General features: G+C 32.6%; 18 protein-coding genes, 4 tRNA genes and 2 pseudogenes. 16 read left to right on the forward strand and 8 right to left on the reverse strand.

The window, feature by feature from the left end; translation table 11 throughout:
• Positions 1-85: 85 nt before the first annotated feature.
• Both BU804_RS07170 and BU804_RS07175 read left to right on the forward strand, forming a co-directional pair.
• Positions 86-158, forward strand: a tRNA-Met gene (locus BU804_RS07170).
• 12 nt (positions 159-170) lie between these two features.
• Positions 171-243, forward strand: a tRNA-Met gene (locus BU804_RS07175).
• A 264-nt stretch (positions 244-507) separates the two neighbouring features.
• Here BU804_RS07175 and BU804_RS07180 read toward each other — a convergent pair.
• On the reverse strand, positions 508-1,818 hold the full coding sequence (locus BU804_RS07180) for a hypothetical protein (protein WP_075883544.1): 1,311 nt from the start codon (positions 1,816-1,818) through the stop codon (positions 508-510).
• Positions 1,819-2,323: 505 nt separating this feature from the next.
• Between BU804_RS07180 and BU804_RS07185 the strand changes: the two genes are divergently transcribed.
• A complete protein-coding gene (locus BU804_RS07185; RefSeq protein WP_075883545.1) occupies positions 2,324-3,016 on the forward strand; it encodes a hypothetical protein in 693 nt (230 codons plus the stop codon).
• A gap of 257 nt (positions 3,017-3,273) precedes the next feature.
• A pseudogene (locus BU804_RS17590) lies at positions 3,274-3,453 on the forward strand (ATP-binding cassette domain-containing protein); the annotation flags it as partial.
• Positions 3,454-3,505: 52 nt separating this feature from the next.
• On the opposite strand, the gene BU804_RS07195 reads toward BU804_RS17590, so the two are convergent.
• A complete protein-coding gene (locus BU804_RS07195; protein WP_075883546.1) occupies positions 3,506-3,817 on the reverse strand; it encodes a hypothetical protein in 312 nt (103 codons plus the stop codon).
• A gap of 580 nt (positions 3,818-4,397) precedes the next feature.
• Here BU804_RS07195 and BU804_RS07205 point away from each other — a divergent pair.
• The 7 genes and pseudogenes from BU804_RS07205 to BU804_RS13860 all read left to right on the forward strand — a co-directional run.
• A pseudogene (locus BU804_RS07205) lies at positions 4,398-4,706 on the forward strand (2OG-Fe(II) oxygenase family protein); the annotation flags it as partial.
• A 559-nt stretch (positions 4,707-5,265) separates the two neighbouring features.
• Positions 5,266-6,504, forward strand: a complete 1,239-nt coding sequence (locus BU804_RS07210) for a hypothetical protein (RefSeq protein WP_075883549.1) — start codon at positions 5,266-5,268, stop codon at positions 6,502-6,504.
• Positions 6,505-6,864: 360 nt separating this feature from the next.
• Positions 6,865-7,872: an LIC_10091 family protein gene (locus BU804_RS07215; RefSeq protein ID WP_075883550.1), complete on the forward strand. Its 1,008-nt coding sequence runs from the start codon at positions 6,865-6,867 to the stop codon at positions 7,870-7,872.
• A gap of 531 nt (positions 7,873-8,403) precedes the next feature.
• Positions 8,404-9,162, forward strand: a complete 759-nt coding sequence (locus BU804_RS07220) for a hypothetical protein (protein ID WP_075883551.1) — start codon at positions 8,404-8,406, stop codon at positions 9,160-9,162.
• A 231-nt stretch (positions 9,163-9,393) separates the two neighbouring features.
• Positions 9,394-9,672 (forward strand): hypothetical protein, encoded by a 279-nt coding sequence (locus BU804_RS07225; protein WP_075883552.1) that lies wholly within the window; start codon positions 9,394-9,396, stop codon positions 9,670-9,672.
• Between the two features lie 460 nt (positions 9,673-10,132).
• Positions 10,133-11,296, forward strand: coding sequence for an N-acetylmuramoyl-L-alanine amidase family protein (locus tag BU804_RS07230; protein ID WP_075883553.1), 1,164 nt, complete (start codon positions 10,133-10,135; stop codon positions 11,294-11,296).
• Between the two features lie 36 nt (positions 11,297-11,332).
• Positions 11,333-11,836 (forward strand): hypothetical protein, encoded by a 504-nt coding sequence (locus BU804_RS13860; protein WP_075883554.1) that lies wholly within the window; start codon positions 11,333-11,335, stop codon positions 11,834-11,836.
• 179 nt (positions 11,837-12,015) lie between these two features.
• On the opposite strand, the gene BU804_RS07245 is transcribed toward BU804_RS13860, so the two are convergent.
• Positions 12,016-12,999, reverse strand: coding sequence for a serine hydrolase domain-containing protein (locus BU804_RS07245; RefSeq protein WP_075883555.1), 984 nt, complete (start codon positions 12,997-12,999; stop codon positions 12,016-12,018).
• Between the two features lie 175 nt (positions 13,000-13,174).
• Between BU804_RS07245 and BU804_RS07250 the strand changes: the two genes are divergently transcribed.
• Positions 13,175-13,711: a CHAP domain-containing protein gene (locus BU804_RS07250; protein ID WP_075883556.1), complete on the forward strand. Its 537-nt coding sequence runs from the start codon at positions 13,175-13,177 to the stop codon at positions 13,709-13,711.
• 1,141 nt (positions 13,712-14,852) lie between these two features.
• On the opposite strand, the gene BU804_RS07255 is transcribed toward BU804_RS07250, so the two are convergent.
• A complete protein-coding gene (locus BU804_RS07255; protein ID WP_075883557.1) occupies positions 14,853-15,659 on the reverse strand; it encodes a DUF2608 domain-containing protein in 807 nt (268 codons plus the stop codon).
• A 161-nt stretch (positions 15,660-15,820) separates the two neighbouring features.
• Between BU804_RS07255 and BU804_RS14820 the strand changes: the two genes are divergently transcribed.
• Positions 15,821-16,021 carry a LysR family transcriptional regulator gene (locus tag BU804_RS14820; protein ID WP_226996159.1) on the forward strand — a complete coding sequence of 67 codons (201 nt, stop codon included), beginning with the start codon at positions 15,821-15,823 and terminating at the stop codon, positions 16,019-16,021.
• 17 nt (positions 16,022-16,038) lie between these two features.
• Positions 16,039-16,290 (forward strand): hypothetical protein, encoded by a 252-nt coding sequence (locus BU804_RS14825; RefSeq protein WP_226996157.1) that lies wholly within the window; start codon positions 16,039-16,041, stop codon positions 16,288-16,290.
• Positions 16,291-16,822: 532 nt separating this feature from the next.
• On the opposite strand, the gene BU804_RS07265 is transcribed toward BU804_RS14825, so the two are convergent.
• The 4 genes from BU804_RS07265 to BU804_RS07280 form a co-directional block, all read right to left on the reverse strand.
• On the reverse strand, positions 16,823-17,356 hold the full coding sequence (locus BU804_RS07265) for a CPBP family intramembrane glutamic endopeptidase (protein ID WP_226996158.1): 534 nt from the start codon (positions 17,354-17,356) through the stop codon (positions 16,823-16,825).
• 720 nt (positions 17,357-18,076) lie between these two features.
• Positions 18,077-18,158: transfer RNA gene (locus BU804_RS07270), tRNA-Tyr, on the reverse strand.
• A gap of 13 nt (positions 18,159-18,171) precedes the next feature.
• A tRNA-Thr gene (locus tag BU804_RS07275) sits at positions 18,172-18,244 on the reverse strand.
• Between the two features lie 102 nt (positions 18,245-18,346).
• A complete protein-coding gene (locus tag BU804_RS07280; RefSeq protein ID WP_075883559.1) occupies positions 18,347-18,679 on the reverse strand; it encodes an SEC-C metal-binding domain-containing protein in 333 nt (110 codons plus the stop codon).
• Positions 18,680-18,854: 175 nt separating this feature from the next.
• On the opposite strand from BU804_RS07280, the gene BU804_RS07285 reads away from it, so the two are divergent.
• Both BU804_RS07285 and BU804_RS07290 read left to right on the forward strand, forming a co-directional pair.
• Positions 18,855-19,595, forward strand: a complete 741-nt coding sequence (locus BU804_RS07285; RefSeq protein WP_075883560.1) for a tRNA 2-thiocytidine biosynthesis TtcA family protein — start codon at positions 18,855-18,857, stop codon at positions 19,593-19,595.
• A 53-nt stretch (positions 19,596-19,648) separates the two neighbouring features.
• Entirely contained in the window at positions 19,649-20,503 is an 855-nt protein-coding gene (locus tag BU804_RS07290) for an AAA family ATPase (protein ID WP_075883561.1), read from the forward strand.
• Positions 20,504-20,507 lie beyond the last annotated feature (4 nt).

Here is a 20,507-nt window from a genome sequence, read left to right on the forward strand (position 1 = left end):
ATAATAGAAAATATAGTTGTTTGAAAATAACGTATTTGCTATAGTCAATGTTTCTTTAGCAAACTAAAACCCAGTTTGCATCTGACGCGGGGTGGAGCAGGGGTTAGCTCGTTGGGCTCATAACCCAAAGGTCGGAGGTTCGAATCCTTCCCCCGCTAATTTTTCTTTACGGCGGTATAGCTCAGTTGGTAGAGCAACGGAATCATAATCCGTGTGTCGTCGGTTCAAGTCCGGCTGCCGCTACATCGGTTCTCTTATCCTTTGATATTTTTAGTATTTATAATCTGATTAAAAATAATTTTTCTTACGATGTGGAAGCATTAATCGAGCGCGTGCTTTTAAGCACCTTTTATAAGCTTATACTAACAATATAGTATTATTATTCAAATTATTAAAGAAGAGATAAATAATTCTATATTTTGCCAAAAGATATTATTTTAGCAAAAACATTTGCTAGATTAACTAATTTAGAATGTTTAGTAAGAATGATAAAAATTTCTTTTAAAATTAACTTAAATTAAATTTTTGTAACCATAATTTATGTGCAGCAAATTTTTTCTTAGATAATTCGACAGATTTTTTCTCTTTTTCGCTTAACCATCTTTCTTTTCTTGTAACAATGTATGTTTGACGGTCTGTCGGCGTACATTCAAATATTGAGTCTTGGTATTCTTCTAATTCACTACATAATGTATCGAGCCGAATGCGAAGTTTACCGGTTTGCGATGATGATAGTTCTTCAGGCTTATTAAAATCTAGCATTGGATAATCAAAAGCAGTTGTAGAATCAATGAGTTCAAATTCCAGATGTTTCGCGTGTATTGTTTTATACACGGTTATCTCATATTTATTTTCTATAATCTTCTTTTGGTCATTTAGTTGAGGAAGTGACACAGTATGTAGATATGCGGAGAGTTTTTCCGGGCTTTGCCATTCTAAACACTCATTTTTCACTCTGCTTTCAAATTCTTGAAATGAACAAAATTCTTTCTGTCTAGATATCATATAATATGGCACTTTAACCTTCATAGGTGCAATACGCTGCATAACTTCTATTAAAGACTGCATTTCCATGACGATTTGTTTTTCTTCAGAGGTAAGGAGATCTTTTCTATTTGCCTGCTTAGCTTCATAGATAAATTGATTTAATTCTCTAATCCATTCTCCGCCATATCCTCTTGCTCCTATTGTGTATTCCTTTTGCCTAAAAGGATCCGCAGTAAACGAAACAGCAATTCGTTGTTTTAGACGTGCGTCATCGTATCTTCTTTCGAAGTTTTTGAAATAGTCTGAACGTGGTAGAATATCGTATTCATGATTTTTCCAAACCGCTCTAACTTTAGTGATCATGTCATGGAGAGCTGGGGGATAGGTTGAACTTATTCCATATTCTGTGAAATGTTTAAGAAGTAAGGAAGTTGTTCCATGGCAGACTTTAAAGGAGGCAATATGTTCTTCCCAGAATGATTCGATAATTTGCTTTTGCTTGACTGATAATAATTCTTGATTGTCAATTGGTGTTTCTGGATTGACAAGGTAAAATTTATAAGTAGACCTCAAAATCATTTTGGCGGCTAGCATGATTGCTGGAATTAGAATGGTGCAGTACGAAGCCACTTTTAGGCTAGTAATTAAGTGGGGAGAAGAACTATTTATAAATCTTACACCTTCGACATTACCTTTAGTATGTTCTGGAATAACTAACGCTTTTTTGCCTCCTAGATAGAAATATGCGTCGACCTTTTCGAGCAGACGCTTTCCAATAAATTCTGGATTTTTATCATAACAAATAGTTGTAAAAAAAGGTAATTCATTCATAATATTAGCCTAATATATTATATTAATAAAATTGGAAAATTTATACATAAATTATAATTTTTTTTGCAATATATAAAAAAATTAAATACAATTTTAATCTATAATTAGCTATAGTTTAATTAAATTAATTTCTTCAATTAATTTGCAGAATTTTTAGCACATTTTGAAATTCTCATACTTTTTAGTTAACAAATTTATTCAATTCTCTTCAATGAATAATTTTATTAAAGTAATAATAATATAAAATTTAAAACGCTTAATTAATAAAATGAATTTATTTAAGGAAAGAATATTAAAAATTCGATTAATTTTCTTTTTTATATAGATAAAATAAATATTTTACAAAATTTATTCTTTTTTGTAAATTCATCTTTTATTTTCAACATAATCTTATTTACATAGATTTAATTTTATTAGCATGCATGTTATTTTAAGGAAAGATTTTATTTATTAATAATTTTTATTTATATATAATCAGCTAAAACTTTAAAAAAAAGGCCGAAAGATGTTTCCTACTGTTTATCAAACTGTTCAGACTAGATCACCTTATGATCATTTAAACCAAATTAAGGATAGTCTATCTTTTAAGATTAAGGATAATCTATCTTTTAAGAAGTTTACAAATTTACAAAGACTTTTTGGGTTAAATAGAAGCGATTCAGTTCTTATTCCTATTATTGATCGAGTGGTTACTGATCGATTAGAAGTAAGCGAATTGAATATGTGTAGTCTCGAAACTCAACGGCTACTACAAATTCAAGACGAAATCATCTTAACGAGGCCCCTCAAAGAATTGACTTCACATATTAAGCAACTCAAAATGCCTCGATTTGAATTAATTGGACGCGTTATTCGAACACTAGTCCTGAGTGTTTTTAGATGGCACTTATGCGGTGAATGTCTATTAAAACAAGGAGTTCAAATTACTCATAGCCTTACAGGCCGACTATCAAATGTCAACTGCCAAGTTTTACAAGAAAAATATCCTTATTTATTGGAAAATGTTTATACGTTGACCATTAAAGACCAAATTCAAAAGAAAAACGAAGAAGTATTTATTAGTAAAAAAGTCTCTCCAGATTCTCTTAGAAACTACTTTTTTGTTAGTTATGAAATTGAAATTACGGATAAATCTCAAGGTAATTCAATTTATGATCTTTTAAAATCCTCAGTCCTTAGTTTTAAAAACTTTACCTAGTTAATAAGGATTTTATTTTTCTTAAAAGGTTAAATTTTTATTATATTTAGCAAGACAAAATCAGCCGATGATGAAAGATTAGAAATATTTTTCAAAGAAAAAGATATGAGCCATGCCATAAAAATTAGAGAAATTTTAAAGATTTTATATCATAAAAGAATCATTTCTAGGAATTTTAGGCAGCTTGAAAAGGCTTTTTTTGCTAAGAAACAAGACATTCCTGCCATCAAATAAAACTATCATTTGAGTTCAAGTGAGGCGAGTATGTAGCCTTTATTGGACCAAATGGTGTAGGGAAATCTACTATAATTAAAATGCTGACAGGTATTTTGCATCCTTTTTCAGGACATATAGATGTGTTAGGAAGAATTCCTTGGAAAAATAGGCATATTTTAGGTTATCAGATAGGAAAGGCTTTTGGACAGACAACCCAAATATGAAAATTAATAAAGCCAAAAGGCTTTGCCTTTTACAGACAAAATTAAAAAGCTAAATCATATTTGAAGATTTAGCTATCTGGTATTCTTCTTTAGTCATGAAAGGAAATTGCTCTGCCTGCGCAAATTTTTTCATAAAGTCAAATATTGCTTCTTTTGTTAGCACTTGAATACCTAATATGGTTAAAGCCACACTTAACTCTAATTGTAAAGGTGGGAATTGCTTGCTTTTATAAGACGCTAACTGGATAGCTAATAAAGTTAGTTGTGTTTCATTAATTTCAGCTGTAGAGGGGCAGTTATAATGAAGGCATTCTACTTCTACCTTTTTATCGCCTTCAATAAGCTCATGTAAAGCGGCCATTGATTTACAATGTTCTAGGCTATCATCAGCAAATTTAACAACTATCTCTTTAACTTCTTCCCAACCGGAGCGACTTTTAAGCCATTCATAGAAATTTTGTTTTTTTTTACTCCCGAAGCCGGCTTAAGAATGAGATTTTCTTTTATAAAGGGCAATCCAGCTTGTTGGGGATATGTTGTAATGTAACATGTTCCATATCTTTTTTGCGTGTAGTTAAAATAACTACAGCCCAATGTCTTTCTTTAAGCTTTTCTATTAATTTTGCAATTTTAAAAAAATTTTCATGTCACGTTTTTTCAATATGATCGGTTTATCCAAATTGCTAATCAACGAACTTTTTCTTTTTTAAATAATGCAAAAATTCTTCTCAATAAAATAGAGCCCCTGATATTAGAGATTTCGCACACAGTTGAAGAAGAATATAAAATTGATGGGCTTTTAAAAGAGTTCAAAAGCAGTAAATCTCATTGGATTCTTCGTCACTTACATTATTTCGGGACCAGCAAGAAAGGTTTGAAATTGCAGCTCCACATGTCGACAAGGGGGATTTTACTCTCCAACTTTTGAAAGTAATGAGGGATTACAATATTACTGTTTAAAAGAGCTGGAATGGAAAGCCATGCCTATTGATGAAAAACAGACAGTAATCATTCCAGCCGTGCAACTTCAATTATGGTCAAAAGGAGATTTAAAAGCTTTGTATCATCGCGTGGTTGCAACAGAAAAAACAGCCAAACTCGGTCGCTTTTCAATGGTTTGTTTTATATCGTTTCAAAGTACTCCGATGTATAATAAAAAAAACTACGGGAGTGTGCAAACACATGATGTAGGATTTAATTATGCTTTATCACATCAAGAGTTTTCCAAATATTTTTCACCTCGTTCTTAAGGCTTATCCTTAAAATCTAATTTGCGATTAAGAAAAATGTCATTATTTAGAATTTTATTAGTTAGTTAATGGGATATTTTTTAAATTTATTTAGTCAGGAGTTGATGACAACGTTTTAATCATGTAACAAAATTTTTGTGGGCAGCCAGTAATGCTCAAAGCATTGAAGTTGATACTAATTCCTAAAGTAGGGCGCTTCTTTATCGTGCTGTTAAAAAGATAAAGTTGTTGAGCTAGTCGTATCATATTGGGCTCAATAAGGGAATTTTTTTAATTGCGAAGACAATCATATTTTACATTTAGAAATTGAAAATTATATTTTGAGTTATTGAATTAATTTTATGCTATATTTTCTTATGCAATTCTAATTTCTTTACTGAAATACGTACATGTTGTCTGAAAGTGGTTTTAAATTTTCTACATATTTTAAATAGCTTTTTTGAGGCAATGCTCATAAAATAGTTACTTTAAGAAAAAACATTCAATTTTAGTTTACAATTTGAAAACGAAAATTTGATTTAAGGGCTTTTCTTTATAAGACATGCCAAAGGAATATAAAGTGATAAAAAGACAAAAGGAGCATTTAAAAGAATTCGATCTCTCACAACTTCAAATACTTTTTAAACATCTTACCTTAGGTCAAGATCATTTAAAATCGCTATTAACGACTCGTCAATTAGAAGATTTATTTAACTGGGGAGAACTTCGAGAGGAACATAAAAAGCAAATTTTAGCAACAAGAGTCGAAAAATTTGGAAATATGTCACTGATTATCAATACTATTCTAACAAGTACTTTTGGTGCTTGGATGGGTTTATCAGGATGCATCGGATGCGGGTTAGGATCCTATAAAGTTTTGACAACAATTTCCCTCTTGGCTTTTTTTGTCAGTGGATTGATTGGATTTATCAGTTTAAATATGACACAGAGACAAGCATCTTTAGCGATTGATAAACAACGATTGCTAAATTTACAGCTGCGTGTTCTTCAAGCAATTATTGATAAAATTACTGAAAAAGCAAATGCCCAAATTCATTATTTAAATTCAGCCATTTTTATTTTGAAAACAGCCAAAGATTCTGATGAAGAAAAGCCAATTTTTAAATTTATAAAAATTAATGAATTTTATGAATGGTTTGAAAACTTAGAAGCGACGCTTAAACAACGTATGGATGAGGTTCAAGATTCTTCCGCTTATGAATTTTATCAAACACAGATTCAACAAAATTGTTATCTCATCAAGAAAACTTTTGCTAAACACGTCAAATATTTAGAAAATCTCTCTCTCACAAAGCAAAAATTCGATAGGCAAATCCAAATTATGCCTAGTTTACCTTTTCTTAAAGTATTAACGAATCCTGCTTATGGGATTCCTAGATATCGATCCATGAATTCTTTGCCTTGGATAAAAAGAAATTTTGATCAATTGTTATTAGGTCTTACTCCCACAATTTGGGGGGGATTCGCTTCCATGTTTGTATTTGTAGGGGGGATTCCCAATATTGCTAGGGAATTAGGTTTTGTTGAAGTAGCCAATTTTTTAATTCAGCCAAAATCACGAATCATTGAGGTAACCATTGCTCTGTTAGTTACATCATATTTTGCCTTTTCATTTATTTATTCTTCTAAAAAAAACTGGCAGCGTCAAAATTTATTAGAACAAACTCAAAAAAAACTTTCAGATTTAGAAACAATCTCACTCGAAAGTACGCATAAATTGAATATACTTTATAAAGTTAAGAACTATACGCAAAAAATCATTAGCATTTTCAATGCTCTCAAGCATCGAGAAAATTAGAGAAACAGCGATTTTTTGAATTATTTATTTGATAGCTTTTTTGGATGGCTTTATTTGTCAGTTTGAAATCCACATGCCCTGTAAAATCAAATCCTCATCCCGTCAGTTTTTGCACTTAGTTCCGAAAAATATTTTGATAGTTCGATGATTATATATGTTTAGCAGTTTCTTTGTATCGAAATGGCAAATATAATAATTATTATAATGACGATGGATACTCAACTGAGACGTTTGAGGGCTAAAATCACATTTATCAGGCTATATAATAGCTGACGGAAGTCTTTTTTATAGGTTATTTATTATTATGAGTAATATATTAACAGATGGTTTTATCTTTATTATTACTTTGTAGGCTTATATATGTCATTGATTCAAACTATTAGCACATGTACACATTTGATTTGTTTTCCTTGGAAATATCAAAAAAATAATTCTAGAAAAATAGCTGCCTGGGCAGCTTTTTTCTTTATTGGCTGGCTCTATCATCCTTTTAAAGCGGCAAATAGATACTACGAGAAACTTACAGATCAAGGAAAAACTTATTTTATTGGTAAAAAAATCCTTTTAAAAAAAAACATATCCGAAAAACTTGCCAGCTTCAATAACTCTCATGTGCAGGGGCAAATTTATGGCATCTATATCACGACTAATGAAACTAATTTAGCAGCAACTTATCAACGGCTAAGAGAGGCACCTCAAGCAAATGAGAAGCAAACAATCCACATCGGATGTGCGACCTGGCATAATTTTGATATGATATGTGAAAGAAAGTCTACCTATGGATTGATTGTCGATTTTAATCCGAAAAATGCTGACTTCATAAAAAAAACGATTGATATCATAAATGCTTCTAATACTAGAAAAGTTTTTAAGCAGAGCATGATTGATTATCTCAATTCTTTACAGGAAGAAGAGAAAAATTTATTTTTTCATACGGATCAGCAAGGCTTACCGACAAATAAAATTGAGCAAGAATTATCTCGAGAAGGGAGTTGGCTACAAAGCGAGGAATCATATCTTTTCATTAGAAAGCTAGTTTCTGAGGGACATCTTATTGCTATTACCGAAGACATCACGAATTTTGAAAAGTTTGCTGGTATTAGAAAATTTCTAGATCACAATAACATTGCCATCGACACTCTTTATTTGAGCAATATCTGTAATTTTATGCATACGGATAATGATAAATATGCATTCACAAAATCCATTAAATCTATGCTGCAAGACGAGACAATACTAATTAATTGTCCCAAACTTCGGCAGCTTAATACTGAATACCTTACAATATTGCATCAAAAAACAATATTAGGCAGAGAAGTTCTGGCAAGCACTTTTGATAATGAAGAGTTATTTGAAGTTGTGATTTAAAAATGCTGAGTATAAAGAATTGGGATATTTTAGCATTAAAGACAACTTTTTCTGAAATTAGATCGAACTTTTAAGAATTTTTTAAAAATTGTTCAACAAAGGCTTTAAAGCCTGCCTAGTAATGCAATAGACTCAATCATCAAATACTTTAGCCCTTTGCACAAGGTAGATAAAATTTGAAGATCTAAACATACGAAAGTTATATTTTTTCTAGAGAAGAAAAGCGCTTGTATTTGATTGAAAAAAATCAAAGAGTAGTGAAAATCGCAAAAATTATTATTTCAATAATTGCAATTAGAACTTTGCCAACTTTTTTGGAAGAAAATGGGGAAGTAGCCAGAATTGTAAAAACCAAACTAGAAAATTCGGTTCTTTAGTTAAATAAATAAAAATTTATATCCCATATAATATTTATTCAAATTTTTATTTTAATTACTAAAATTCTTGATCTTAAAATCAAAAATGAACAGTCTTGGTTTAGGTCTTTATTGAAATGTTGGCGATAATTAGAAAAAATTTAAGGAGATTAATATGCAATCGCCTCAAAAAGTTGTACAATTTAAATCTTTTAATTTTATAGCTCTTTATTTATCTACTGTTTTTTTAACGGGAATTATTTGGTTAATATTTATTGGTCTGAACTATGCAGGACTTCCTTTTCCACAGATAGAAATGGAGAAATTTTTTGATTTGGGTTTTTTTTCCATATCTATCTTTGGTATCATTGTCTTTTTAACAATGGTCCCTTTTCAAACAGTCGAGGCAAAACTATCTCCCGGATTTTATTCCCGAATTTTTAATACTCCTCTAGCTCATTTTGGTATTTATGTTTTAATGTCATGTTCTATTTTTTGTTTCCTAATCATTGCTCTTCAGCACATGTTGGATAAAAATATATATTTAAGCCAATTGTTTATCGCGATGGTGACAGCTATTATTTTTGCTATTTTATTTCACCGTTTCTGGGTTTTACGCTGTCTTTACCAGCCCTATATCGTTAATAAATACATTAACAAGCTCGCACGTGAAGAAACTGATAAAGAAATATGGATAGAGTTATTTGAATGTACATATAAGGCCATTAAACAATATCGAGTAAGCGACGCTAGAAATTTTATCGATTTAATGTTCCACGTTTATCAAAAATGCTCAGCCGAAGAAAAAACTTCTCTCTTGAATGAAGATCTTATGAGCTTGTATGCCACTGCTCAAGAATCAAGGCCTATTGCTCGATTTATAGAAGAAAAATGGCCTTTTTTACTTTTAAAATTTAGCAACCATAAAACTTAAACACGTTTTATTTACTATTGTTCAAATATGGCGGATTTAAAGTAAGACATTAAAATTTTATGAAAATGTCCCTGAACGAAGGGAAGTTCGTGGCAAATAAGCTTCCCGAAAGCGCATAGGAAAATATTTTATTACCAATTTTTTCATCTAATAGTGATCATTTTAAATTGAGATATTTAATTTATAAATGCGAATCCATTTAATATAAATGGAATAAAAAGAGAGGTTAATATGACAACAAATAAGGAACATAAAAACAAAAAAAACGAAATTTTTCAAAAAAATTTATCAATACCAGAAAATGAACAAGTTGAAAAAACTAAGAAGAAACAACTCGAAAAACCTTTTTTACCTTTTGATAAAATGATTTACCAAGAAAAAAAAGAAAATGAGAATGATATCCATGAATACGAGATGGATGCTGATCAAGAGTTAAATTTGGGTGAAAGCGGACCACGGCTAAAAAGACGCTCTTTAAGAGATGAGAGAGGAGCTGGTCATGAACCCTAAATCCCGTGGCTGTTCATGGGAAAAAAAATGTCTTTTAGCTGGAAAAATTCTTTCCGTTAAGAGCTGGAGGAAAAAATAGTTGATTACGCGAGTTTCTAAACTTAATAAAGAGCAAAATTAATTGTAGCTGAAGTCAATCCATTTAGCTTGTGATGAGAAATCAGATCAAAAATTTTATATAACTGACTAACATATTTGTAAGCTTGGCGGTTCATACTAGGAAAATTTTTGGAGTTATAAACTAGAAGAAAAGCATCGACTTTTGAAGTTTATATTTTAAAACTTAAAATTAAACAGCAAAGTTTTTTTATGATATTAGTGCAAACGATTTTGACATTATAAATTATAAGAAATGCCAAAAAGAATGGGGCCAGCTGGGCGATTTCAGAACTTTTGATTGGTCTAAATTTAATATTCATCTACCATTTATCTTAATGAAAAACTAGAAAGAGGAAGAAAAATGTCCTTAATTCGATGCATTTTTTTTTGTTTTTTTATTTTGATATCACAAAGCTCATTTGGGTGTAATTTTCACGATTTTGACTCTTACCAATCGAGATTAACAGCTAAAGAAATCGAATGGAAAATAAAAACTTACTTAGAAAAAAATGAAGCGATTAAAAGATTTTATCGCCTTACTCCTCAAGTTCTTTATATTGGTGATTTAGATCATCAACAAATAGACTACATTTTAAAATTAAATACGAATTCACCGATTCTTCCTAATAAGCATAGCACATACAATGGTCTGAAGAATATACGGATCGCAATAGATCCAGGGCATTTTGGAGGGTCGCTTGCTGAGTTGGAAGAACGCTATGTAGCTATTCCTGCAGAGATGACAAAAAACAATCAGCCTATTCGTTTTCATGAAGGAGACCTCACCTATTTGACGGCTCTTGAGCTACAACGCTTGCTGGAGAACGAGGGCGCTGTGGTTCTACTTACGCGTTCTGGGATAGGGCAGGGAGCAATCAAAAAAGACTTTTTTGAATGGATAAAAACGCATTCTGATCTTATCCAGAATGTTTCCTCCCTATCTCAAGTTTTTCGTAATTATTATAACAGAGAAGACTTGGAAGAGCGTGCTAAAATAATCAATGAATTTTCTCCCGATGTTACAATTGTTATTCATTATAATTCTCATTTAACTGATGAGAAAAAAAAGAAGAAAAGTCTTCTTACTAAAACTAACTACAATCTAGCATTTATTCCAGGTGCTTTTGGCGCAGATGAGTTAAATACCATTAGAGATCGTTATGAGTTTTTGCGCTTAATTGTTACCAATCAAATTAATGAATCGCTTAAATTAAGCGAGTATGTTACTGGACAGTTTATCAGACAGTTGGGTATCCCTCTCATCTCTGAATATGAAAAAACATCCTATATAGATAGCGCATGTTTAATTCAAAAACCAGGTATTTATAGTCGTAATCTAGCTTTAACACGCCTTGTCCATAGCCCTGTGTGTTATGGTGAAACACTCGTCCAAAATAACCAAGATGAAATTTATAAACTGTCAGAAGCTGACACTTCTGTTGAGAATATCCCTTGTCCCAAAAGGGTTAAAGCGGTTGCTCAGGCTTATTATGAAGGAATCAAGGAGTATTTTAAAAACAGATAATACAATCTGCTCTGGATTTAATTAAGTAAAAAAATTATGAAAGATGTAAGCGAATTGCTTGCCAAGCGTCTAAAAAGGCTAGAGGTAACTTTTTCTCGTGATTGGATCGCTGATTTCTCTAGCTTTATAGAGTTTATCCGAACCAATCCTCCAACTATACAAATTTTTGATTCGATAAATGAGCAAAAGGAAGCTGCTCATGCTCCTTTAATTCAAAATCTAAAAAAGTTGTTTAGAAAAGGAGCAAAATGTCTCAAAAGAATTCAAAAAATGATTGGTAGAAAGCACAAGGCAAGTTATTCAATTGATGAATTACTAAAAACTAAACTTGATCGCGAAAAAATAAAAAATCCATTTTTTGAATTAGAATCACTCTACAGTAAGTACTATACAGGTTTCGTTGCTATTTTACGAATTCTCGCTCAAGGAAGATATAAATGTCTTCATCTCAAAGTATTGCATTTTCAGTTGCATGAAGTTACAAGAGACTGTTCATTTAAATATCGTCCTCACTTTTTCTACTTATCTCCAAAAATGTAAACAAGATATTGAAATTCTTTCAGGGCAACGAGCTACCTCCATTTGGGGCAATTGGGATGTTTTATTAAAATGGGCTGAATGGGACAAAAAATGGCATTTCACCAACTAATGATGCATTCACTAACCAAAGCATCATAAGGAAAAATAGATGAGAGTGTAGAACTTGTCATATCGGCTCTTCAAGCAAAAACAATCAACTCTTTTTCAATGTTTTTAATCTCATCCATAAGGCGATCATTATTTGTAAGTATAATAAGAGTTATATTGTTTTCTAAGTATCTGGAGTAAAGACTAGAAAATCCCTCGATTTGCCCTCTATGCCAGATATGCTTTATGGGATGATTATGGTATGAGAGCCATTCGACATTTAATCCATATCCATAACCCATCGTCTGCTCTGCGTTAGTAAAACAATGCAAATGATACATTTTATTTAGACTTTCGGGCGTTAGCAATTGGTGTTTAAACAGATTTTGGTCCCATAACAAAAGGTCTTCCACGGTTGAATAAATTCCTCCGGCAGCATAGGCAAAAGAATGATGATGAAAGGAAGCCTGAATTTTCTCTTTTTGTTCAGTGAGAGAATATCCTTTAATTCTCTTTTTTTTGATAGGAACGCCATACTGCGTTGAAAGCATATGAAGGGGATTAAAAACATACTTCTTTAAAAAAGTGCTTAAAGAAAGCTTAGAGACTTGTTCGATAATAGATCCCAAAAGGATGTAACCTGAATTGCTATAGGAATACTGGCTTCCAGGTAAAAATTTGAGCGGCTTTTTGATAAAAGTCTTAATTAATTCTGTTGGTGATATCTCCTTTGCTCGGAGAGACCTAATTTCTTCGCAATCCGTATAGTTTATCATTCCAGAAGTGTGGGATAAAAGATGATGAATCGTAATTTTTCTGGCTTGAGGATATTCAGGAAAATAGGGTTCAATAAAATCGCCTGTACACAATTGCTTTTGCTCTTCCAATAGTAGAATAGCGCACGCAGTAAACATCTTTGTGAGAGAGCCAATGCAAAAAACCGCTTCAGTGGGTTTTTGCGTGCTGGTACTACAATTTCTTATTCTGTATTCTTTTTTAAACAAAATGCGATTGTTCTGTTTTAAAGCGATGATACCACTGAAATACGAAGGGATCGAGATATTGGATCGAAACATATTGCACCATAGAGGAGTTCGAAAATGCTTGGCATTAAGATAGGAGAAAAATGAAAAAAGTCCAAGAATTTTATCCTAAAGCAGCTAATAGTGAGGCCTTTTTGATTAAATTGATTTAGGAAATCAAATAAAGAGGAAATTGTCTAGAATTTTTTCAAAAAAGGAGCTTTGGGATATGTTCGCAAATCGCAAACAGTTACTTTGTGAAATTGCTAGAAGAGAGGGAGAGTTAGGTCTTAGAGAATTCTCTCATAAAGCAGGCCCCCAAATTGAAAAGTATCTAGCTGTTTTTCGACAGCCAATCTATGAAATTTCACAACAGGCTTGTTTTCTTGATCTTACTCAAGGTTATGATTGGTGTTGCGCTTTTGTTTATTGGTGCTGTCAGCAAGCGGGTTATGAAATTCCAATAAGAGCAAGTTTGGATTCGCGTTACACATTAGCAGCTGTTGGTCATTGGATTGAATATGCACGTAATCAAAAAATTTGGAGAGACAGGGAAAAAATTAAATACTTGCCTCAAGCAGGAGATCTCGTTATTTTTGATAAACTTTTATCACAAAATCCTCTCGATCATATTGGAATAGTTCTGAGTTATGATCTAAAGAAAAAATTTATAGAAACAGCTGAAGGAAACGTCAATAAAGCTACTGGGATTTTTAAACGCCCCACTAATGAAACGATCAAAGGCTATATTTGCTTGCCTATTTAGGGAAAAATTATCTATGTGGTACAGCTCCCTACGTCAAAGAATGAGTTATCTAGGGTAACAGAGCCCGTCATTGATGAAATTGGTTCAACTATTCCAGAGAGGCTCAAATATTTCCAGGAAAAATATAACTTAGCATTAAGCCTGTAGCTCTAGCTAAAAAGGCCAATTCTTATTGGGCCAATCATCTCTTATCCAATAAGTGAATTACAACAAAGATCAGTTGAATTTGTAAGGAGGGAAGGTCAAGATTCACTTTATGCGTGAAAGATTCGTGTTGAATCTCAACTCAAGTCTAACTTTGCCGATATCCTTTGTTGGGAAATGGGTGTCATGTTCGTTCGAAGCTACGTTCTTCAATTAAGTGACAAGTCAAGCGCTGCAAAGAGCAAGCGGTAAAAAGCGGAAGTTGGATAGGGCTTATTTCTTTAGGTTATCTCCATATATTAGATGAACTAGGCGAAAAACTATGGTTCCTGATCCAGAAAGAGTACCTTTCATTATTAAGCTATTTGAGCTGTATGCAACCGGTAATTATCCTTTTTAAAACTGGCAGAAGGAGATAAAAAAACTTGGCCTAAAAATCAAAAAAAGGAAAGAAGGTTGTCAAATCTCAAATCGAATCTACTCTCAAAAATCCCTTCTTATGGCAGGGTGTGATGAGAACCAAGTATGACCTAACGAACATCATTATAATCTGCTCATTTTTAAAACTCTGTATCAATAAGCTTAGGATGTATTAGCTAGTTATCATAAAAAACCTTATAAAAAATTTACTGATCCATTCTTTCTTTGCAAAACCTGAATAACATCTATAACTTTAGGATCGACAATATCATATTCCATTTTGGCTAGAACTTTGCTAAAAAAATGTCCCTGATCATATTTCTCTGGGGGAACAATGGTTGAGTTTTCCAATGTTTCTTTTCCATATTGATTCCAATCATCTCTAGCACAGGGCTTTAATTTAGATCCTTGGAAATAATTACTGCCTCATCAACAGCAAATAAAACAAAACTAAGTTTATCAATTGTCTCGATAACTCTTTCAAAAGGTTCTAAATTAGGAGCTTCAAAAATGAGCGCACTGGCTTTTGTCAGAAATAAATATAATGCTATGAATGTTAATATTACTTTTTCTCATCTTAATCCATCTCTTTTGCCTCAGATGCAAGCTGCTGCCATCTAGATTCAAATTCATTTTCTGAAATCATTTTTGATGGATATTTTTGCGCTCCAATAAAATGAATTCCGTGGTACTGAACGGCTCTATTAAGCTTTTCAATAGCTATCTCTACGCTCTTCAGATTATCTTCTCGGTCGTCAATAAAAATAACTTTTTCTGGATAACAATTTGCTTTTTCGAGAAAAGATAATAACGCTTCTCCTTTGGGAATCATAGTACCATTAACAAATAGTATGCCATTAAGGTATGTTGAATAATTTCCTCGATAAGATGCCAAATCATCAAATATAATTGGCGTTGAGTAAGGGGCCGCCTTAGAAAAATCAATTCCCAATCGTTGCAGACTCTCTACGCGCCACTTTTCCATATTTTGAATTGGACCAAATCTACCAGTTAAATTAGCAGTCATTGCCATCGCTGGCACTCCTTTTTGAATAATTTCTTGTAGAAATTGAGGAATACGATCATCAATAAGCACAGGATTTGAACTAATAGTCATCAAACTCAAAAACATCATTTGTTTATCTGTAAACACTTCTTTCATTGCCCGTTTAGAAATTGCGTTGAAGTGCTTCATGTTAGCCATTTGGAATGCAGGATCACTAGGTTGAACTAAAACCATATCGACATCAAAAATAGCTAATGTCTTTGAATCAGCATCTTTCAAATAATTAAAAACCTCTTTCATATCATCTGTTTGTATAATTTGTGCATGACAAGAGAAAATGCAGAGTGCCACCAAAAGTGTTAAACAAAATTTCTTCATATTTCATCCACGTTGGTAATTAAAAAGCTTTTAGACCCCTAAGACTAATATAAAATTAGATTTAGAAAAATTTAATTAAACTGATACTATCTATAAGTAAAACTTATAGCAGGTATTTATGAAGTTTGTGCCAAACCTTGTATTTATTCGTTATTTTTTTAGTGCAGGACAGACAAAAAAGCATTTCAAAGACTGCGAAGGAGAACTTTGTTAGTCAGTCTGCGATTAGCCAAGCAATTCATAAATTAGAGATTACTTTAGGAAAGCATTTGATTAGTCATGAAAAGAACCGCTTTCAGCTTACGATAGTTGGGCTATTACTTTTAGATAACTGTAAACAAATTTTTTACTATATTTTCTGAAATTGAAGGTGCTTTTAATGAGTCAGAAGGGACATTTAAGGGAAGGTTATCGTTTGCTTGCACGCATAGTTTTGCACTTTCTTTACTTCCACCTTATACTCTTTACTTCCACCTTATACTTAGGACAGTTATCTCAAATAGCAAATGAAGTAGAACCTGTCTTAAGATTTGGCCATACAGGCACAATTGTTGAGTTAGATATATGCCCAACATCTTCTATGATTAAAATGCCTTTTACTTGGCATTCAATCAAAATATCAAGCTCTTGAAAATTGATTCTTTAGTCGTGTATTTAGATCCTTTTTTGATTGTTTTATGAAACTTTTGCCATAGCCGACGACCTTTATGAGGTAAGTTTGCTCAACAAATAGTAGCAATTTTCCAACACACTGGTGGGTTTGTTTGGAAGATAAAGAATTTTGATTCGTCAATCAACCAACACATACTCAAATAAAAGAGCTGGACAAAAACAAACTGGGCAAAATACTAATTAGACTGAGGAGTTGAATAACTCTTTGATTATGAAAGGATTGGGGCGGTTGGACGGGTTCAGAACTATTGATTGGTCAAAGTTTATGACAAGCCCATTCATTTATAACTTTCAAAAACATCTAAAAAACTTAGCATCAAGTTTTAGTAAATAGGAAAGTAAAAAAATATTTGTTTTTGGATGAGAATAGAGAATAAGGTCAACCAAGTAAGATTTTTAATGATTTAGTGACTTACTCTTTGCGATTCAATAACAATCTAATTGGTTTAGTAAACTTTTGGATTATCATAACGATCCTGGATCACTTCAATTTACAAAGTTGCCTTTATATAGTGAGCCCAGGCTAGAGTATTATTACCAATATGCATTCCAAAGGGCATATGCAATTCTCCTGAAAATTCTTTGGCAAGACCGAGTATAAGTCCCATGATCGTAGCAGCTACTACTTGAGGAAGGAAAAGAACTGGATTACACCAAAACACAATAGCATTAGTAAAGTGAATAAGCCCAAAGACAATCGATGCAAAAAATATTGATGTTACACGAGCAGCAGTGTTAGCACCTGAATCCGAAAAACCTCGATTCACATAGAAAAAATTGAGTTTATCTTTAAGCATTCCTTGAAGATCCCCTCTAAATATTTTCTCTTCTAAAATAGGTCCTAGAACACATATAAAAGGTGTTAAAAGAATATTACAGCCGAGGCCTAAACCACTAAATGGATCTAGAAGGATTGTAGATACTCCTAAGAATTTGACTATTTTGTCTGTTAACGGCCCATAGATTTTATGAACTCCTACCCCTAATCCAAAACCAATCACTCCCTGGCCAACTGGAGACGTCACAGCATCTTTAATTTTTTGGGTAGTAGTGCAGAAAGCATCTCTTACAGAAACGCCAAAAGAACGTACTCCAGACAAAAATGCATTAGTTGTATATGACGTATTTACGCCAAAGGTTGTAGAACACATAAATTATTCCAAAGTTATTTTATCAAAGGTGAATTATACTTTATCAAAATAATAAAAAGTAATATTAAATTAGCGCTAAATTAATTTATATTATAAATAAAAACATTAACACTTTATCTTTGTTTTTATTAAATCAATATCTCTTGTATTAATTCGGAGATTAGAAAATATGATCTAAATTAAAAAACGGAAAAACTGAATTAAAAATTGAAAGTCTAAATTTTTGATCCTGCTGTCTTGAACAACTTCTTATTCATTAAATTTCCAATCTACAATCAAAGGATCTTCTCCATAACTAAGGGAATTTGGGAAATTATCTTGGTGAATTACGTTCTAAGTAACCTCTCAATCTCTCCAATACAATTTGCATGAATCCCTAATCAAGGAAGCCCTGACAAAATTTTGGAAAATTTTTTTAGATATCTTTCTTAAAAACGATTTCCATAAATATGAACAGGTACTGCTTCTATTTAAGGAGCATACCCCCATTTGAATTTAGTGTTTCACAACTTAAAATTAGGCGGTAAAAAACTATCTATAGATAGTTTTGAACTATTTACTAGCTTAGTGGACTATAAGAAATGCCAAAAAGAATGGGGGCGGTTGGACTCGAACCAACGGAGACCGAAGTCGAGGGATTTACAGTCCCTTGCAATTGCCACTATGCGACACCCCCAATAATGGGAAAATGCTGGCAGTAGGAATTGAACCCACAACCGTCCGATTACAAGTCGGGTGCTCTACCAATTGAGCTATGCCAGCGAACGAAGGCATATTTATAGCAAAAACAGTTTTTTATCGACAATGTTTTTTTAATGAAAAAGTAAAATCGGCCTCAAAAAGGTTTTTGAAGCCGATGTATAGTTAATTTGTAGGGGAATTCGAATCAGATTTTTTGATCAAATATTGATCGAAATTCGAAGGAACAGGGGGGGGTTCTTCGTTATGAATGGCATTACCAAAAGAGCGTTCCATTAATGTTGAATAATCTATAGCTGCTTTTTGCTGCTCTTGTGGTTGCTCTACACTTTTTTGTGTTCCTCCACTGCTGAGAACTTTAGCAGTAAATTTACGTTTTCCTAATGAAGTGAGTTGAGTACGGTTTTTTTGTTGTTCTTTTTGCATACAACAGTTTTTATATTTTTTGCCTAATCCACATGGACAGGGATCATTTCTTCCAGCTTTCTCTGATGACATATATCCTCTTTTTTCGAAGCCTAAATTATACACAAGAGAATTAAACAATTATGTATAATAGTATAAAATTTGCTTTCACATTTTTTTATTAAATCATGATTGTAAACTTTACGTTATCTAATAAACTAAGTATAATTTAATCATATTTTTTAAAACAATTACAAAAATGACTATTATGACTGTTCCAATTGCTCAATCCCCTTGGACCTCTTTAGGAAAAAAATTAGAAAGTACTTTTCGAAAGGCTTTATTTGACTATGAGATGCTCAAAGATGTTTCTAAAATAGCTGTTGCATTAAGTGGGGGGAAAGACAGTTTAACGCTTCTTTATTTATTAAAAGCTATTTCTGGAAGAGGATTTCCAAATTTAGAAATTCATGCAATTCATGTATCTGGAGAATTTTCATGTGGGGCTGGAGTCAATGAAGATCATTTACGAGCAATATGTCAAGAAATCGGAGTTCAATTAACGACCCGAATTTCAACTCAAAAATTAGAAACATTAGAATGCTACAGTTGTTCGAGAGAACGACGACGGCTTTTATTTGAAGCTGCCAAAAATTTGGGGATTACGACGATTGCTTTTGGTCATCATCGTGATGACCATACACAGACTGTTCTGATGAATTTATTGCATAAAGCTGAATTTGCTGGTAATCTTCCAAAAATTCACATGCAAGAATATGGTGTGACAATTATTCGACCGTTGATTTACATAGCAGAGAAAAATATTCGAACTTTTGCACAACAGCAGGGTTTTGCAAGAATTATGTGTCGTTGTCCCGTCGGGCAAAATTCGATGCGTAAACAAGTGGAACAATTATTAATCGAAATCGAAACTCTTTTTCCTCATGCTCGTGAAAATATTGCTAAAGCTGGTCTAATTTACGGTTCTCAAAAAGCCGCCACACCTTGAGAATTATAAGATCAAATTTTTTATCATTTACCTAATTAATTATAGGATTAAAAATGGCATATTCTCTTCCAAGCGAGCATGAAAGCAGCGTACAAATTCAAGGAGTTGAAATTTTTTTAGGATTTCCTGATGAGTTTAAGTTTGAATGGATTGGTCAAAGAGATGTTATGGAACAGTTACTTGCTGCTTGGCTAGTGATTGATATAAATGATATTCCACTTAATCCCCGTTTGATTGGTAAACCAGGGGTTGGTAAAACAACTTTGGCATATGCTGCAGCAAAAAAAATCAACAGGCCTGTTTATATTTTCCAATGTACAATGGACACACGTCCAGAAGATTTATTAATTACTCCTGTTGTTGATCAAGGTGGGGGGATAAGATATGTAGCTTCGGCTCTTGTAACAGCCATGATTCGAGGAGGTGTTTGTATTCTAGACGAGGCGAATCGAATGAGTGAAAAGTCATGGGCTTCTTTAGCCCCTCTTTTAGATACACGCCGCTATATCGAGTCCATAGTTGCCGGTTTAAAGGTTTCAGCTCATCCAGAATTTCGTATTTGCGTGACAATGAACGATGATGCTTCAACATTTGAAATTCCAGAATATATCCATAGCCGCCTTCAACCACAAATCTATCTCGATTTTCCTGAAGCAGAAGAAGAACGCCGGATACTTCGAGAAAATCTTCCCTTCGTTGATGAATACATCATGGAATACGTGGTCAATTTCCTACAAAAAGCTCATACAAGCCGCGAAAATTATACGATCCGAGACGGAATTAACATTGCTCGTTATGCTGCTAAACGAATTAAAAGCTTAAATGGTAATAGTGGGAATATTGAAAATTTATTGCGGGAGGCTATTTTAATGACTCTGGGAGATGAAGCTTTAATATACGTGCTTTAGAGGT

It is taken from the genome of Candidatus Protochlamydia sp. W-9 (assembly GCF_001950615.1).
Classification (GTDB): domain Bacteria; phylum Chlamydiota; class Chlamydiia; order Chlamydiales; family Parachlamydiaceae; genus Protochlamydia; species Protochlamydia amoebophila.

Excerpts from the sequence above, each read along its gene's own strand:
- BU804_RS07255 (WP_075883557.1), bottom strand. The coding sequence starts at position 15,659 with ATGAAGAAATTTTGTTTAACACTTTTGGTGGCACTCTGCATTTTCTCT.
- BU804_RS07250 (WP_075883556.1), top strand. The coding sequence starts at position 13,175 with ATGTTCGCAAATCGCAAACAGTTACTTTGTGAAATTGCTAGAAGAGAG.
- BU804_RS07280 (WP_075883559.1), bottom strand. The coding sequence starts at position 18,679 with ATGTCATCAGAGAAAGCTGGAAGAAATGATCCCTGTCCATGTGGATTA.
- BU804_RS07185 (WP_075883545.1), top strand. The coding sequence starts at position 2,324 with ATGTTTCCTACTGTTTATCAAACTGTTCAGACTAGATCACCTTATGAT.
- BU804_RS14825 (WP_226996157.1), top strand. The coding sequence starts at position 16,039 with ATGAGTCAGAAGGGACATTTAAGGGAAGGTTATCGTTTGCTTGCACGC.
- BU804_RS07220 (WP_075883551.1), top strand. The coding sequence starts at position 8,404 with ATGCAATCGCCTCAAAAAGTTGTACAATTTAAATCTTTTAATTTTATA.
- BU804_RS07225 (WP_075883552.1), top strand. The coding sequence starts at position 9,394 with ATGACAACAAATAAGGAACATAAAAACAAAAAAAACGAAATTTTTCAA.
- BU804_RS13860 (WP_075883554.1), top strand. The coding sequence starts at position 11,333 with ATGAAAGATGTAAGCGAATTGCTTGCCAAGCGTCTAAAAAGGCTAGAG.
- BU804_RS07195 (WP_075883546.1), bottom strand. The coding sequence starts at position 3,817 with ATGGCCGCTTTACATGAGCTTATTGAAGGCGATAAAAAGGTAGAAGTA.
- BU804_RS07290 (WP_075883561.1), top strand. The coding sequence starts at position 19,649 with ATGGCATATTCTCTTCCAAGCGAGCATGAAAGCAGCGTACAAATTCAA.
- BU804_RS07180 (WP_075883544.1), bottom strand. The coding sequence starts at position 1,818 with ATGAATGAATTACCTTTTTTTACAACTATTTGTTATGATAAAAATCCA.
- BU804_RS07285 (WP_075883560.1), top strand. The coding sequence starts at position 18,855 with ATGACTGTTCCAATTGCTCAATCCCCTTGGACCTCTTTAGGAAAAAAA.
- BU804_RS07215 (WP_075883550.1), top strand. The coding sequence starts at position 6,865 with ATGTCATTGATTCAAACTATTAGCACATGTACACATTTGATTTGTTTT.
- BU804_RS07230 (WP_075883553.1), top strand. The coding sequence starts at position 10,133 with ATGTCCTTAATTCGATGCATTTTTTTTTGTTTTTTTATTTTGATATCA.
- BU804_RS07245 (WP_075883555.1), bottom strand. The coding sequence starts at position 12,999 with ATGTTTCGATCCAATATCTCGATCCCTTCGTATTTCAGTGGTATCATC.